The 16,076-nt window shown below is 62.3% G+C and carries 13 protein-coding genes; 4 read left to right on the top strand and 9 right to left on the bottom strand.

Features of this window, described 5'->3' with window-relative positions; all coding sequences use genetic code 11:
* Positions 1-615 precede the first annotated feature (615 nt).
* The 4 genes from ARC39_RS04530 to ARC39_RS25800 form a co-directional block, all read right to left on the bottom strand.
* The gene (locus ARC39_RS04530; RefSeq protein ID WP_078059073.1) at positions 616-1,992 is read right to left on the bottom strand and encodes an ABC1 kinase family protein; all 1,377 of its coding nucleotides are present in this window, start codon (positions 1,990-1,992) and stop codon (positions 616-618) included.
* Complete coding sequence (locus tag ARC39_RS25185) at positions 1,992-2,186, bottom strand: DUF2256 domain-containing protein (protein ID WP_078059072.1); 195 nt, start codon at positions 2,184-2,186, stop codon at positions 1,992-1,994. The genes ARC39_RS04530 and ARC39_RS25185 overlap by 1 nt, the downstream gene beginning before the upstream one ends.
* The gene (locus ARC39_RS04525; protein ID WP_236545122.1) at positions 2,186-3,775 is read right to left on the bottom strand and encodes an FAD-binding domain-containing protein; all 1,590 of its coding nucleotides are present in this window, start codon (positions 3,773-3,775) and stop codon (positions 2,186-2,188) included. Before ARC39_RS04525 ends, ARC39_RS25185 begins: the two co-directional genes overlap by 1 nt.
* 129 nt (positions 3,776-3,904) lie before the next feature.
* Complete coding sequence (locus ARC39_RS25800; RefSeq protein WP_161470930.1) at positions 3,905-4,048, bottom strand: hypothetical protein; 144 nt, start codon at positions 4,046-4,048, stop codon at positions 3,905-3,907.
* A 355-nt stretch (positions 4,049-4,403) separates the two neighbouring features.
* On the opposite strand from ARC39_RS25800, the gene ugpB reads away from it, so the two are divergent.
* The 4 genes from ugpB to ARC39_RS04505 are packed head-to-tail and all read left to right on the top strand — an operon-like array spanning position 4,404 to position 8,503.
* Positions 4,404-5,714 carry a sn-glycerol-3-phosphate ABC transporter substrate-binding protein UgpB gene (gene ugpB, locus ARC39_RS04520; RefSeq protein WP_068110718.1) on the top strand — a complete coding sequence of 437 codons (1,311 nt, stop codon included), beginning with the start codon at positions 4,404-4,406 and terminating at the stop codon, positions 5,712-5,714.
* A 42-nt stretch (positions 5,715-5,756) separates the two neighbouring features.
* Positions 5,757-6,638, top strand: coding sequence for a sn-glycerol-3-phosphate ABC transporter permease UgpA (ugpA, locus tag ARC39_RS04515; protein ID WP_068110717.1), 882 nt, complete (start codon positions 5,757-5,759; stop codon positions 6,636-6,638).
* A 23-nt stretch (positions 6,639-6,661) separates the two neighbouring features.
* Positions 6,662-7,498, top strand: a complete 837-nt coding sequence (ugpE, locus tag ARC39_RS04510) for a sn-glycerol-3-phosphate ABC transporter permease UgpE (RefSeq protein ID WP_068111635.1) — start codon at positions 6,662-6,664, stop codon at positions 7,496-7,498.
* Positions 7,499-8,503, top strand: coding sequence for an ABC transporter ATP-binding protein (locus ARC39_RS04505; protein WP_068110711.1), 1,005 nt, complete (start codon positions 7,499-7,501; stop codon positions 8,501-8,503). It begins immediately after the preceding gene.
* 351 nt (positions 8,504-8,854) lie between these two features.
* On the opposite strand, the gene ARC39_RS04500 is transcribed toward ARC39_RS04505, so the two are convergent.
* The 5 genes from ARC39_RS04500 to xdhB form a co-directional block, all read right to left on the bottom strand.
* Positions 8,855-9,505, bottom strand: a complete 651-nt coding sequence (locus ARC39_RS04500) for a DUF2238 domain-containing protein (protein ID WP_078059071.1) — start codon at positions 9,503-9,505, stop codon at positions 8,855-8,857.
* Positions 9,506-9,842: 337 nt separating this feature from the next.
* Positions 9,843-11,192: a guanine deaminase gene (gene guaD / locus ARC39_RS04495; RefSeq protein ID WP_068110709.1), complete on the bottom strand. Its 1,350-nt coding sequence runs from the start codon at positions 11,190-11,192 to the stop codon at positions 9,843-9,845.
* Between the two features lie 70 nt (positions 11,193-11,262).
* Entirely contained in the window at positions 11,263-12,843 is a 1,581-nt protein-coding gene (locus ARC39_RS04490; protein WP_068110707.1) for a permease family protein, read from the bottom strand.
* A 75-nt stretch (positions 12,844-12,918) separates the two neighbouring features.
* A complete protein-coding gene (gene xdhC / locus ARC39_RS04485) occupies positions 12,919-13,749 on the bottom strand; it encodes a xanthine dehydrogenase accessory protein XdhC (RefSeq protein ID WP_068110704.1) in 831 nt (276 codons plus the stop codon).
* Positions 13,746-16,067 carry a xanthine dehydrogenase molybdopterin binding subunit gene (xdhB, locus tag ARC39_RS04480; protein ID WP_068110701.1) on the bottom strand — a complete coding sequence of 774 codons (2,322 nt, stop codon included), beginning with the start codon at positions 16,065-16,067 and terminating at the stop codon, positions 13,746-13,748. Before xdhB ends, xdhC begins: the two co-directional genes overlap by 4 nt.
* Positions 16,068-16,076 lie beyond the last annotated feature (9 nt).

Here is a 16,076-nt window from a genome sequence, read left to right as displayed (position 1 = left end):
GGGCCGCTTTGCGGATCGGAACTCTCCGGCTCGCTCCCCGGCTATGGTGCCGGCTACGTCGGCCGCACGCTGAACGTTCTCTCGCAGCCTTCACTGACCTTCGTCTTCGTAGCGGAGCTTTCCAGAACCGCGACCTCATGATCAAATGTTCGCCAACGGCAGTGGCGCTCGCCGTTGATCCTCGCGAACATATTGTCTGTACGCCAACGGAATTACGTGCCGGTTCGGTGACGCGAAGCGCGTTTCTGCCGGTGCCCGGATGCAAGTATTGGGTCAAACCGATGCCATCAGAGCCTGACAGATTTACGGCTGGCACTTAAGCAATTGAACGGATTGCGTTTCGCCGACAGACGACGCCGTTCAGCCCCCTGCCCCGCGGCAACCCAACTTCCTTTGGCATCACCATCGCAAAACCTTTCGCGGAGTGCGTGCAATCATTGAATCAGGCATGTGATGCATCAGAGTGCGAACGCGATCGTTGCCAGCGATTCCGTTCCGCTTCGATTACCGAGGACGGGCTGTTCCGCAGTCAGTCACTCGGAATGTGCTCACGATCAGGCACACCTGCACGTGGTTACCACAGCCGAGGTCAAGGCCAACAGCCCGTTAGGGACCTTATCCGTGTTTGAATGACGTGGTTTTGCTCAATACACCACCGGCGCCGTAGGACCCGCGGGGTCCGAGATGCGGTTCCACCAGTTCGGCGACCGCGACCCGGGCACGCAGACGCGTTCCCAGGAGGAACAGGCCAGCCGCCTTGCGCTGGAGATAGAGCAGATCGATCGGGATCTCGGGCGGGGCGATGGGCTCCGCAGCAAGAGCGCGGCCAGTCTCGCGGAGCCGCTCCAGAAGGTCCGAGGTTCCGAAGTCGAACACCTCCTGCCGCAGGTCGGAAAACACCATCGCCGCAATCTCCAGAAACGACTTTCGAAAGGCGGCGGGCGTCGTGTTCGACAGGATGCCAAGTGTTTCGGCAGCGGCTTCGACGGCCGCGAGATTCTGCGCCATTCCCGCCGCTACGAGACTGTGCACGGCCTCGACAAGCTTCGGTTCGAATGTCCGGACGGCCCCGAAATCCAGCAGCACGATGCGGCCGGTCGTCGGACAATGCCGGAAATTGGCGAAGTTCGGATCGGTCTGGACGGTCCGGAATCGGAAGAGCTCGTCCAAAAACAGCGCCAGCAGGCGCCGCATGGCCTGATCGCGTTCACTCTGCGAAGCCTCAGCCAGCGTTTCGATGGGTCGGGATGGTATGTAGCTCATGCTCAACACGGAGCGGGTCGACCACTCCGGCAGAACCTCGGGCAGAAGGAAGGCCTCCGTGTCCCCCAGCATCCGTGCATAGGTGGTAATCTCGCGGGCCTCCTGCAGGTAATCGGCCTCGGTTCGCAACTGCACGCGCGCCGCGTCCAGGTAGGGAACAAGGTCGAAACCCTTCGGAAGCAGCCCGGACAGACGGACGAGCGCGCCGAGATTGGCGACATCGCTGTCGATGCTCTCGGCGATCCCGGGATATTGGACCTTGATCGCGAGCTCCCGCCCGTCGCGCAGGCGGGCGCGGTGCACCTGGCCAATGGAGGCAGCGGCGATGGGGCGAGTGTCGAAACGCCGAAAGGCGCGGCGCCAGTCGCTGCCCCAGGCGTCGCGAAGAACGGTCTTGAGTTGCTGCGGCGGCATCGGGTCGGCTGCGGCACGCAACCGGGACAGGATCTGCGCCAACTCCGGCGGCAACACATCGCCCGCTTCCATCGAAATCAACTGCCCGAGTTTCATCGCGGCGCCGCGCATCCGGGCCAGGTCGTCCGCCAACTGGCGGGCATTTGCGGGGGTGAGCAGGAGTTTTTGCAGGTCGAGCGGGTCACCGCGCAAAAGGCTGCGGGCGCCATCGACGGCGAGCCGCCCGGAAATTCCGGTTGTCAGCGCGCCGAGCCGATGCAAGCGCGAGATGCGGCCAGCCGGAACGGCGCGACGATGGGGGCGGTCCGGTGTCATCACGGTCCTGTCCGGGGCGCGGTGGCGGCGGCTGGCCTACAATTTCGGCCAGCCCTGCGCGCGGTCCCGGCCACACCGCGACAGCGCTTCGAGCAATACAGCACATCGTTCCAGTCGCGCCGCCATTTCCGGCGCCACGCGAATGGCCGGCCGCATTGGAGACAGGTTTTCTCGGGCAGAGGCTTGCGCGGCATTACGGTCCCCCGGGGGCATCGAGCGGGAGCGACATCTGCGCATCGGAGCTCTTCTTTCGGCGGCGCGTCTTTCGGCGGCTGGCATGTTTGACGACCAGGGCGGCGGCTTCGTCGCGGAAACCGGGCAGAGCGCGGACCGCCCAGATCTTTTGCCGCGCATCCCGCGCTGCGGCCAGGTGATCGAGGATGGGAAATGGATAGATCCGGCCCAGCACCGCGTCGGCGTTCTCTGCCTGCCAGGGCTCGTGAATGTGCCGGTCCGGAATGTCGCGCAGCTCCGGCAGCCAGCGCCGGACGAACTCGCCCTTCGGGTCCTGATCCCGACCCTGTTTGACCGGGTTGTAGATCCGCGGCGTGTTGATACCGGTCGTGCCCGATTGCATCTGCACCTGGGGCCAGTGGATGCCCGGTTCAAAATCGGTGAAGCGCCGGGCGAGGTGCAGCCCCGGTGCACGCCAGTCCAGCCATAGGTGGTAGCTCGCAACCGACATCAGCATTGCCCGCATGCGGAAGTTCAACCAGCCGGTCGCGGCGAGCGAGCGCATGCAGGCATCGACGAAAGGAAGGCCCGTCTCGCCCTTGCACCAGGCCTCCAGACGGGTCCGGTCGGGTACGCGCGGGCGCAGGTCGTCATAGGCGCGGTGCAGGTTCCTTGTCTCGATATCTGGCCGGTCCTCCAGTTTCTGGATGAAATGGCAATGCCAGTGCAGGCGGCCGGAAAAGGACTGCATCGATTGCCTCCAGCCACCGGCGGTGCCGTTGCGCCGCAGCTCCGACTGCCGCGCCCAGGTCGCCTGAGTGATCTCTCGCACCGAGAGCGTCCCATAGGCGATATGCGGCGAGAGGCGGGAACATACCCGCGCACCGGTTTCCGGGCCGGACATGCCGCGCCGATAGGTCGCCCCGCGTTCGCCAAGGAAGCTCGACAGAAGGGCCAGTCCTGCCTTGCGCCCGCCCAGCTGGCGTTCGGGGCACGGGTCTGCAAGTAGGCCGAGATCGACCGCTGCCGGCACGCCTTGGGGGTCAACACCGGCGAGCGGGGCCAGATGAGGCGCACGCGCCTGTGGCTCGCGCATCAGGGCATCCCAACGGGCCGCCCAACCGTCGCGCGAACCGGGGCCGCGCTCGACCCCGTGCTGGCGATATTCGTGCCACCGGATGCCGTGCGCACGGCAAAAGGCAGCGACGCGACGGTCCCGCGCATAGGTCCAGCCGCCGCCGGTTTCCTCGTTCGCGTGCAACTCCGCGATCCCGTGCCGCACGTGCAGCTCTTCCAGCACTGCCGGGGCATCGCCGGTGCGCAGGACGAGGGGCTGGCCGAGTCGTGCAAGGTAACGTGACAGCGCGCGTAGGCTCTCGGCGATAAAGGCCCAATGCCGGGCCGCGGTCTCCGGCAATCGCCAGTAGTCCGGCTCCACGATGTAGAGCGGCAGGACAGGCCCGCGGGCCGCCGCCGCAGACAAAGCGGCATTGTCCTCGACGCGCAGGTCGCGTTTGAACCACATGACCTGGTATCCGCGATGGGTTTTGGTGCCGGTGCGATTGCTCATGTCGACTAGGATAGGGCTGTCCCCGGTTCGGACCAGCATGGCCGTTGCCGCCGCGCGCGCTATGGCTTGGGCGGTGTCCGGAGAGAGGCAAGCAGGAGGTGTCAGATCACACCGGTCTCGTCTCCACGATGGCAGAATGGCAGTCCCTTATGTCGCGTAGAGACCGAATCATTCCGCGAGAGCGGCGGCGCGGTTCTTACTGAGGTCGGTTCTGGACGAGAGGCTGCGCTCCGGATTGAAACGGTTGAAGACCGAGGTGCGGACGGTTGCGAACACCGGATCGAACCGGGGCGGAACGCTACGGGATTGCATTGATGACTCGTTCCTGCAGCAGGTCCTCGACATTGCCGTGCGAGAGCGGGTAGCGAACGTACATTATGACCGCCAGGCGGATGATCTCGCGGCTCGACCGGAAGCACGCGGACGGGGCGTCTTTCGTCCTCCCAGGACCCGGCGAGGCCACCCTGCCCCGCTCAATTGGACCCGTTCTGACAAGGCCCACGAAACCGACCGGCGCAGCTCAAAGGAATTCGTTGTGGCGTCACCCGATTCTATGCACGAATAATAGACCTCGCTATGGTTGCGTCACACCAACGAACCACCTTCCGGCAAAACCGGAGCGTTTCATTTCGAAGAGTGGATAACCAATGTTCAAGGGAGGAAGAACATGAAGCTACAGACATCGATAATGGCGTTTGCTGCTGTTGTTGTAACGGTGGGATCAGCTGCCGCGCAGACCGAGATCGAATTCTGGCATGCCTTCACGGGTGCCAACGGAGATCGTCTCGCTGGACAGGCCGAAGCCTTCAATGCAAGCCAGAGTGACTATGTCGTTACGCCAAGCCACAAAGGAAACTACTCCGAGACCCTGAATGCCGGGATCGCCGCGTTCCGCGCAGGCGAGCAGCCCCATATGCTGATGGTGTTCGAGGTCGGAACAGCAACCATGATGGCAGCCGGGGGCGCGATCAAGCCGGTCTACGAAGTGATGGCCGACTCTGGGATTGACTGGGACCCAAACGTCTACATCGGCGCGGTCAAAGGGTATTATACGACGCCCGACGGCGAGATGCTGTCTATGCCCTACAACTCATCGACACCGGTTCTTTGGGTCAACCGAAACAAGTTCGAAGAAGCTGGACTAGATCCGGACATGGACCTCTCGACTTGGCAGAAGGTCGACGAAGCTCTCACGCAGTTGAAGGACGCCGGCGTGGATTGCCCGTTGGTCACGGCGTGGCAAAGCTGGGTCCATCTCGAAAACTTCTCGGCCTATCACGATGTTCCGTTCGCAACGAAGGAGAACGGCTTCGGCGGTACTGACACCGAACTTGCATTCAACGGGGAAGCCCAGGTCGCGCATGTCGCCAAGATGGGCGAATGGGCAAAGGACGGAAAGTTCATCTACACCGGGCGACGAAATGAGGGTGGAGCGAACTTCCGGGCCGGAGAATGTGCACTCTTCACTGAATCTTCGGCCGGATACGGAGGTATCAGCACCGAGGCCGAGTTCGACTTCGATATTCGCCCGTTGCCGTATTGGGCAGGTCAGGGCAACGCGCCACAAAACACGATCATTGGCGGCGCGTCCCTGTGGGTAATGGCCGGTCACGATCCTGAGGAATACAAGGGCGTCGCGGAGTATCTCAAGTTTCTTTCCTCGCCCGAAGTGCAAGCACAATGGCATCAGGATTCAGGTTACCTGCCTATAACGGCAGAGGCATCTGAACTGACGCGCAGTCAGGGTTTCTACGACTCCAACCCCGGCACGGACATTGCCGTCATCCAGATGACCGCCAAGGAACCGACCGGCAACTCCAAAGGTCTCCGCCTTGGCTCGTTCGACCAGATCCGCGGGATCATCGACGAAGAACTCGAAGGCGTCTGGGCTGGAGACAAGACCGCCAAGGAAGCGCTGGACAGCGCCGTCGAGCGTGGCAACGCGCTCCTGCGTCGCTTCGAGCAATCCACACGCTAGGGAAAAAGGGCGCCCCGGCACTCCGGGGCGCCTCCACGCGACATGGAAAAACGGGTCACCTTCAAGGGCATCTGGCTGCCGCTGTTGCTGGCCACGCCGCAGATGCTCATCACCGCCATCTTCTTCTTCTATCCGGCTGGTCAGGCAGTCTGGCAGTCGCTCTTCATCCCCGACCCGTTCGGGCTCTCGATGCAATGGGTGGGGCTGGGCAATTTCGAGTTCCTGCTCTCGGACCCGTATTACCGCGCATCCTTCGCCACGACCGCGGTGTTCTCGATCCTGGTGACGCTCGTCTCGATGGGCGTGGCACTCTATCTCGCCGTCCTCGCCGACCGGCTGATCAAGGGCTCCGGCACCTACCGGACGCTGCTCATATGGCCCTATGCGGTGGCCCCGGCCGTTGCCGGCGTATTGTGGCTCTTCATGTTCAACACCCGCGTCGGCGTCGTGACCTGGTATCTCGGCCAACTCGGCTACGACTGGAACCACGTGCTCAACGAGGGCGAGGCCATGGGGCTCGTCGTCGTGGCCTCCTCCTGGGGGCGCATCAGCTACAATTTCCTGTTCTTCCTCGCCGGGCTTCAGGCGATCCCGAAATCGGTGATCGAGGCCGCAGCAATTGACGGCGCCCGCTTCTGGACCCGCTTCCGCACCATCGTTTTCCCGCTCCTGTCACCCACCACTTTCTTCCTGCTGGTTGTCAATATCGTCTACGCCTTCTTTGAGACCTTCGGCGTGATCCACACGATTACCTCGGGCGGGCCGCAACAGGCGACGACGATCCTCGTCTACAAGGTCTATGCCGACGGTTTCGTCGGGCAGGATCTGGGCTCATCGGCGGCGCAATCGGTGATCCTGCTGGTGATCGTCGGCATCCTCACCATCATCCAGTTCAAGTTCATCGAACGGAGGGTGCATTACTGATGGCGCATGATGCACATACCGGCATGGTCGAGCGTCGCGGCGCCGGCCTCTGGCTCACCCATCTCGGCCTCATCATCGGTGTGGCCTTCATCTTCTTCCCGATCTGGCTGGCCTTCGTCGCCTCCACCGTGACCCAGCCCGAGATCGTGCGTCCACCGATGCCACTCTGGCCCGGCGACCAGTTCTACGAGAATTATTCCAAGGCACTGACCTCCGGCATAAATGCGCCGGTGGCACGGATGTTGCTCAACTCGGCAATCATGGCCTTTGGTATTTCGCTCGGCAAAATCGCGATCTCGCTGCTCTCGGCTTTCGCGATCGTCTATTTCCGCTTCCCCGGGCGGCATGTCTTCTTCTGGCTGATCTTCCTGACGCTGATGCTGCCCGTCGAAGTGCGCATCGTGCCGACCTACGAGGTCGCGGCGAATTTCGGAATGCTCAACAGCTATTCCGGCCTGATCTTCCCGCTGATTGCCTCGGCCACGGCGACCTTCCTGTTCCGCCAGTTCTTCATGACGGTGCCGGACGAACTCGCAGAGGCGGCGCGGGTGGACGGAGCACGACCGATGCGCTTCTTCGTCGATATTCTTCTGCCGATGAGCCGCACCAACATCGCCGCGCTCTTCGTCATCCTCTTCATCTATGGCTGGAACCAGTATCTCTGGCCGCTTCTGATCACCACCGACCCGTCGATGAATACCATCGTCATGGGCATCAAGCAGATGTTCCCAAGTGGCGATGATACCGCCGACTGGCCGGTCATCATGGCGACCTCGATCCTGGCGATGATCCCGCCGGTGGTGGTCGTCATCGGCATGCAGAAGCTATTCATCCGTGGCCTCGTGGACAGTGAGAAGTAAATGGCAACCGTCTCTCTCGAATCCCTGAAAAAATCCTACGGCAAGACCGAGGTCATCCACGGCGTCGATATCGAAATTTCAGATGGCGAGTTCATCGTCATCGTCGGCCCCTCGGGTTGCGGAAAATCCACCCTGTTGCGCATGGTGGCCGGGCTGGAAGGCGTTTCCGAAGGCGAAATCCGCATAGACGGCCAGCGTGTAAACGAGAAGGAACCGATGGATCGCGACATCGCGATGGTGTTCCAGAACTACGCGCTCTACCCGCATATGTCGGTCGAGCAGAACATGGCCTACGGGCTCAAGATCGCGAAGATGCCCAAGGCGGAGATCAATGCGCGAGTGGCCGAGGCCGCGGAGCTTTTGCAACTCGAACCCTATCTCAAGCGGCGTCCGCGCCAACTGTCGGGTGGCCAGCGCCAGCGAGTCGCCATGGGGCGCGCCATTGTCCGTCGACCGTCGGTATTCCTGTTCGACGAGCCGCTTTCGAACCTCGATGCCAAGCTTCGGGTGCAGATGAGGTTGGAAATCAAGAATCTCCAGCGCGAACTCGGCGTTACCGCGCTCTACGTGACCCATGACCAGGTTGAGGCGATGACGCTGGCGGATCGAATGATCGTGATGAACGAAGGCGTGGCGGACCAGATCGGCGCGCCTCTGGAGGTATATGCAAACCCGCAGACAGAGTTCGTCGCGGGCTTCATTGGCTCTCCCCCGACGAATTTCATCGAAGCTGAAATCCTTGGCGCACCAGCTGGCACGAAGATCGGGATTCGCCCCGAACATGTGGCCATCGCGCCAGTTGGACAAGGCAGGACGACCGGGCTGGTCCTCTATGCGGAACCGCTCGGGGCCGAAACGCTCATTCACCTCACCATTGCAGGCGGCAATGCTGTCACCGTCCGTCAGGATGGCGCGGTTGCAATCCCCTCCGAGGGAGAACAGGTCGGCTTGTCGTGGCGCGAAGATGACGAGATGCGGTTTGACGCCTCCGGGAGACGCCTTTGACACCGCATCGTCTCAAGGCATCACGGGTGAAGTGGATGTCAGACTTGCGAGTGGCGGTCTCTACACGAGCAGTATGACTGTCTTTTCCCCGCGCCGACTTGACGCCACTTCCAGACGAACGGCCCCGTTGCTCTCGCCGAGTGGCGTGCGATCGTGGCGGCCCGAAGCAATATCCGGAGGGTGCTGTGTGCCACCGCGAGTCGCCGTGACAGCGCCCCTGGATCGGCTTTCACGGCTTCATAGGGATGGCTTGGTTCCTGCATTTGGCGGGCATCGCAATCACGCTCGGAACACGGCCGTTGCGGAACGGGCAGAATCCGCCGGCACTTCAGGCTAAATCGCCTGTGCCCATCACAGTTTCGATTGCCTGCGCCTTGGTGGTGACGGTGATCGGGCCGATGGGGTACGGGGGGGTGTGAACGCAATGATCATCATTGCAACTGCCGCGCCAAGTGCGTTGAAGCAGAGATCGAGTGCGGTGTTCATGTACCCTCCCACGTTCGTGTCGGGGACCATGAGCACCGCCGAGAATTCGATGATCTCATTGACCGCTCCCAACCCCATTGACGCCAAGGCCGGATAGATCAGGGCTGTTGCGGTCCCGCGGGTCGCGGGAAAGTTGCGCGTCAGGAGATGGTGCAGCAGCCATGCTGTCACGCCAAACCCGAAAGCGTGAACAAGCTGATCGTACTTGAGAATGAACATCCGTTCATTGTCGACGATTGGGACAAGGTGCAGGTTGTAAAGCACCGAGCCTGATACGGTTACGCCTCCCCCAGCCATATGCGCGAGCCCCCAGATCGAGAGCGCCCAAAGCATGAGGGTCGGGTACTCGGCTTTCCGGAGAGAGAGACCAACAACTAGCAGAAGCGCAAACATCGTCGCGACATAGACGATGAACTCGTAGTTGCCGGTTGAAAGAAACCAGATTGTGAAGGCAAAAACATAAGCGACCGTGAACGTACCAACGATGATTTCGTTTCGCTTTGGCCTGTAATTCATAAACGACTTCTAAAACGCTGATCACGTTCAAGCATTGATCCGGGTCAAAACTCCACGTTGGCTGCTCGGCGTTCGAACGATCGAATTGTGCTCGAACGTGACATCGCCAAGACCTGCGACGAGCGTCCGGAGGCGTTGTCAGAGTGATCGTCGCCTGCGGCCCTACTCCGGCCTCCCGAGCAACCGCAGGACGTAGTGTATTGATCGGCGTGGAAACAACTTCCCAGAGCGCCCCCGAGATCCACAACCGATCCGCTAGCATGTCATCAGATTGACTTGCTTTGACACGAAGGTTGCCAGCCGCAATCAATCCCGACAGCGTCTCGTGGCGAGAACCTCAAGCAGCGAGGATCGGGCCGCTTTCCTTCAGACCTGTATCTGCCCGGGCGGCACGATCTCCGATCTGGGCCACACCCGCCACATAGGTCTCCACGACCGACCGGCTGTCACCCATCATCTGCAGGACGAACAGCTCCTCAGAGAGATCTTGCGCGCGTTCCATCCTGAGGGCCATTGCGGAGGTCGCAGCGGAGTCCAGAACGACGAAGTCGGCGACTGACCCCGCATCGAGCGTGCCGATACGATCCTCCATGCCAAGCGCGACAGCGTTGCCACGGGTGATCCAATGGAATGCCCTGAGCGGATGCAGTTTCTGTCCCTGCAACTGAAGGATCTTGTAGGCATCCTGAAGCGTCTGAAGCATCGAGTAGCTCGTCCCCGCGCCCACGTCCGTTGCAATCGCGTTGCCGATCCCGCGCGCGCGCAGCCCGGCATCGTCGAACAACCCGCTGCCGAGGAACAGGTTGGACGTCGGACAGAAAGTCGGGTGCGCCCCGTTGTCGGCAATGGCATCGATCTCGCGCGGTTCGAGGTGGATCGAATGCCCCAGGAAGGTGTTCGGACCGAGCAGTCCGTTCCTCTCGTAGACATCGAGGTAATCGCGCGCCTGCGGATAGAGCTCGGCGGTATAGGCGATCTCGTCACGATTTTCCGACAGGTGGGTTTGGATCAGGCAATCTGGGTGCTCGGCCGCGAGCGTTCCCGCGGCCCGCATCTGGTCCGGCGTCGAGGTGATGGCAAACCTCGGGGTGACCGCATAGCGCGCGCGCCCCGTTCCGTGCCAGCGGTCGATCAGTGCCTTGCTCTCGTCGTAACCCTGTTGCGCGGTATCGAGTAGCGCGTCTGGCGCGTTGCGGTCCATCATCACCTTGCCGCCAATCATCGCCATGTTCCGACGCGCGGCTTCGGAGAAGAACGCGTCAACGGATTGCGGATGGACGGAACAGAAGGCGACGGCGGTGGTCGTTCCATGACCCACCAACTCGTCGTAGAAGGTGCTCGCCATTCTTGTCGCATGACCGGTGTCGGCAAAGCGGGTTTCCTCTGGAAATGTGTAACTGTTCAACCAATCCAGGAGTTGCGCTCCCCAGGACGCGATGACCTGCACTTGCGGGAAATGGATATGGGTGTCGATGAACCCAGGCATCACGAGGTAGGGGCGGTGGTCTATCACTGGCACGTCGCAGGCCATTGGAGAAACATCCGAAAACGTGCCCATCGCCTCGATACGACCACCGGCGACCAGCAACGCTCCGTCCTCGATATAGTCGTAGGCTTGTGTGTCGTCGGGGCCATTCGGCTCGGTATGAAATGTCAGCAGGCGCGCGCGGATCAGCTTCCGGGTCATGGGCTCTCTCATTTCAGGAAAGGTAGCGCGGACCTTCTGCAGGTCCGCGCCCGGTTGGCCGAGGGAAGGACTATTCGGCCGGTTGAGTGGGTTCGTCGATCACCACGTTCGGGTTTTCAAGTTCGTCTTCCCGATGAAACACCGGGTAGAGGAACAGGAAGGCCGCGATGATCAGGTAGCCGGAAGTCACACCATCAAGCATCGGCCAGTGCAGGCTGGCGGAGTGGATGATCCCGATGGACGACATGAAACCGGCAGCGAGGGCAAAGCCGAAAGCAACACGGAAGTTGCCGTCGATGACGCTGGCGACGATTGCGCCCCAAATCAGACCGGTCAGGATGGCACCTTGCGCCAGCGCCTGATGGCCTTCGAAATGGGCGCCTTGCTGGAGCAGCGCGGCCGTGAGGTCCGGATCGCCCAGTTGCGGGAGCGCGGCCACGCCCACGGCGCCGAGAGCGCCCATCATCGAGCCCCACTTGATCATCAGGAAAGACGAGACATGCGGGATCATGGCGATGGTCACGGCGGCCATGTGGTCGGTCTTGACCGAATGCGCGGTATTGGTGATCAGGCTGAGCGCCACATAGACCAGCACCGGTGCGGCAGCCGCGACAGGGATCAGGTTGTTGAGGAATGCCAGCAACCCGAAAAACGCGCCCAAGGGGATGACGAGCCCAACCGCGATGATATAGCCAGAATGCGCGCCCATGCGCTTGTAGGCCGGATGGCCGATGTAGGCCGTGGTCGGAAAGGGCGAGCCGAAGACCGCACCGATCATCGTGCCGACGCCGTCGGTCACCTGGCAGGTTGCCACGGGGTAGTGGTCGCCCGCTGCTTCGGCGCTCTCCACGTTGTTCATCGTTTCGATGAAATTGTAGATCTGCACCGGCACCAGAACGAGGAACAGTTCCGGGTTTGCAAACAGGTGCTGGATGCCCGCGATCAGGTCCCCCAGATAGGGCAGCGGCAGATAGACGCCCACTCCGTCAAAGCTGACGCTCGCCTTGCCAGTCAACAGCGCGACGAGCGTGCCGACAATCAGCGCCAGCAGACCAGCGGGAATGTTGAGCGGAAGGCGAAAGCGGCCCACAAGCCCCCAGATGATGATGATCATCGAAGCAAACCCGATGAAGGGTTCCTCAAAGATCGTCGCCATGGGCACGGTGCCAATGAACACCAGCGCGATGCCACAGAGCGTGCCGAGCATCCCGGCGCGCGGGGTGACGCGCTTCAGCCAAGGGCCCACCAGCGCGCCGAGCGCGGCGACGATGCCACCCATGAAGCCCGCGCCGATACCGACCTGCCAGGCCAGCACGGCGTCGTTGGTGGACCAATAGATCGGCCCGATTACCCCGAAGAGGTAGACGAACATGACCGGTGTAGAGATGCCGTAGGGCAAGGCGGTAACGTCCCGCCCCTCCTTCTCGGCCACGCGGTGCGCGAGCCATGTATAGACGGCGATCCCGGCCAGGATGGCTACCGCCGCACCGGGCACAATGCGGCCGAAGACGATCTCGGCCGGCATCTGGAACACGAACTGGCAGATGCCCGCCAGCACCATCAGGTTGATCAGGTTATCGGTGAACAACGCCCAGAACGCGCTGAAATCGGCGCGTACGAACGTCCTGTAGCTGTAACTTGCTCCGCTCATGGCGGACCTCCTCCCAAAGCAGGGGACATGCAGCCGCTCTCCCGGCAGCCATCCCCGGTTCCCGTCCCTAACGCGTCAGGACGTTGCCCGTTCCGGGCGCTCCGCGGCAGTTTCAGAGGTCAATGCCGTGATCACTTCGGCTGAAACCAGCGCGGCGATCACGGGCGGCCGCTTGTCGCGGCTACCGCTTGCCCCAATGGGGCAGATAAGGGCATCGGTCGACGCACCGCCGCAGTTCGTGCGGCAGAAGCGTTCGAACGACGCCCGTTTCGTGGCCGAGCCGATCATGCCGACATAGGCCGCGTCTCCACGGCCGAGTGCTTCGGCCGTCAGAAGGAAATCCAGCGCGTGATCGTGGGTGAGCACCACGAAGGCACTGCCCGGCGGCGCGGCGCGCACATCCGCTTCCGGCAGAACACTCAGGCGATGTTCCACCATCGCCGTATCGAGCGCGAGTTCTTCCGCCCGGCTGTCGACGAGAATGCAGCGCACCGGCATGTGCTGGAACAGATCGGCAAGGGCCCGCCCCACGTGACCGGCGCCCATCACGTAGACATGCGGAAGAGCGGAGTGCCGGGCGCGCGCCTCGTTGCGCTCGCACGCACGATCCGCCTCGGTCATCATCGTCAGCGATATCTCGACCCTCCCCCCGCAACACTGGCCGATCTCCGGTCCGAGCGGCACGTCCATACGGCCGTTGGTCTCACCGGAACGGAGCAGCGCACGAGCTTTGTCGATGGCCATGTATTCAAGCTGTCCACCGCCGATCGTACCGGCAATGGCTCCCTCCGCCACGAGCATGAATGCCCCAGCTTCCCGCGGCGAGGATCCGCGGACGCGCGTGAGTTCCACGCGCATCACCGGCGCATTGCCGGACAATAGGTTGGAGAAGGGATCCGTTGTCATGACCCACCGGCCTGCAGGCTTTCGACCGCCATCAGGATGCGTTCCGGCGTGGCAGGAGCTTCAAGGCGCGGGCATTTGCGGTAGTCGGCGACCGAGGCTACAGCCATGGACAGCGCCTCCAGCACCGAAACCCCAAGGACGAAAGGTGGCTCGCCCACCGCCTTCGACCGTTTGATCGTCAGCTCCCGGTTCTCGGACCAGTCTGCAAGGTCCACGTTGAAGATGCGCGGCCGGTCCGAGGCAAGCGGGATCTTGTAGGTCGAAGGCGCATGCGTACGCAGGCAGCCGCGATCATCCCACCAGAGCTCTTCGGTGGTCAGCCAGCCCATGCCCTGAACGAAGGCGCCTTCGACCTGCCCCTTGTCGAGGATCGGATTCAGCGACTTTCCGACATCGTGCAGGATGTCGGTACGCTCAACGCGATACTCGCCGGTCAGCGTGTCGATACTGACCTCGGACACCGCCGCGCCATAGGCGAAGTAGTAGAAGGGCCGGCCCACGCCCCTGTCACGGTCCCAGTGTATCTTCGGAGTCTTGTAGAAACCGGCCGCCGAGAGCTGGACGCGGGCGCGATAGGCCTCTCCGATGAAAGCGTCGAACGGCATGACCTCGGAGCCGATCCGAACCTCGTTCGGGGCAAAGCGCACCTCTTCGGCGGATACGTTCCAGCGATCGCAGGCAAAGGCGACCAGACGTGCCTTGAGCTGATCGCAGGCATCCTTGGCGGCCATCCCGTTGAGGTCCGCCCCGGAGGACGCGGCAGTGGCCGAGGTGTTCGGCACCTTTTCGGTGGTGGTCTTGGTGATCTTGATCCGGCCGATATCGACTTGCAACTCGCTGGCCACCACCTGCGCGATCTTGGTGTTCAGCCCCTGTCCCATTTCCGTGCCGCCATGGTTCAGGTGGATCGAGCCGTCATTGTAGATGTGGATGAGCGAGCCGGCCTGATTGTACCAGGTTGCGGTAAACGAGATACCGAACTTGACCGGTGTCAGAGCGATGCCCTTTCGGACCGTGTCGCAACTCGCATTGTGGGCGATGATCGCAGAGCGTCGCGCCTGATAGTCGGAGCTCCGCTCAAGTTCGTCTACCAGCCGCGCGATAACGTTGTCTTCGACCGTCTGGTGATAGGGCGTGAGGTTGCGTCCCTCGCCGCCATAGAAGTTGAGCTTGCGGATCTCCAGCGGGTCTTTTCCCAGCGCAAAGGCAATCTCTTCAATGATCCGCTCCGCCGCGACAGCCCCCTGCGGACCACCGAAACCGCGGAAGGCGGTGTTGGAGACCGTGTTCGTCTTCATCGGTCGCGACGTCAGCCGGACGTGGGGATAGAAATAGGCGTTGTCGGCGTGGAACAACGCCCGGTCCGTCACCGGGCCGCTGAGGTCTGCCGAGTAACCGCAGCGCGCCGCGAACTGGCCTTCGAGAGCCCGGATGCGCCCGTCGCCATCAAAGGCGACGTCATAGTCGATCACGAAGTCATGGCGCTTGCCGGTCGAGGTCATGTCCTGATCGCGGTCGGGGCGGATCTTGACCGGGCGGTTCAGGCGCTTGGCGGCCACGGCTGCAACCGCGCAGAACAGGTTCATCTGGCTTTCCTTGCCGCCGAACCCCCCGCCCATGCGGCGGACATTCACCACAACCGCATTCGACGGCACGCCGAGCACGTGGGCCACCATGTGCTGTGCCTCGCTCGGATGCTGGGTAGAGCAGTGGATCACCACGTCGTCATCCTCGCCGGGGATCGCGAAGGCGATATGCCCCTCAAGGTACATGTGGTCCTGCCCACCAACCTTGAGCCGGCCGGAAATACGGTGCTCGGAGCTGCCGATATGCGCATCGACATCGCCCCGCTCCAGCTTCAGCGGTTTGGTCACATGCGGATAGCCTGCCTCCATTGCACCTTCAGTGTCGGACACATGTGGCAGCGCCTCATATGTGACATTGGCAAGAGCGGCCGCGCGCCGTGCGGCATCCCGGCTTTCGGCAACCACGGCAAAAAGCGGCTGCCCCCAGAATTGCACAAGATCGGTCGCAAGGACCGGCTCGTCGTGCAAACCCGTCGGGCTGACATCGTTGACGCCGGGAAGGTCGGCCGCGGTCAGAACGTCCACAACACCAGGCGCGGCCCGAACCGCAGCGAGGTCAAGTGCCTTGATGCGCCCGTGGGCAAACTCGGATGTCCCGAGATATGCGTGCAGCGTGCCCGCAGGCTCGGCAATGTCGTCACAATAGTCGGCACGTCCGGTCACATGCTTGACGGCGGAGTCGTGGCGCAAATCGGTGTGGGCAGCGCCTTGGATCGTCACGGTATCGCGCATCTGCACTCT

Origin of the sequence: Tropicimonas marinistellae, from assembly GCF_001509585.1 — a bacterium.
GTDB classification, from domain to species: Bacteria; Pseudomonadota; Alphaproteobacteria; order Rhodobacterales; family Rhodobacteraceae; genus Tropicimonas; species Tropicimonas marinistellae.
Note: the sequence above shows the minus strand (reverse complement) of the source record. Positions and strands in the feature narration are given on the sequence as shown.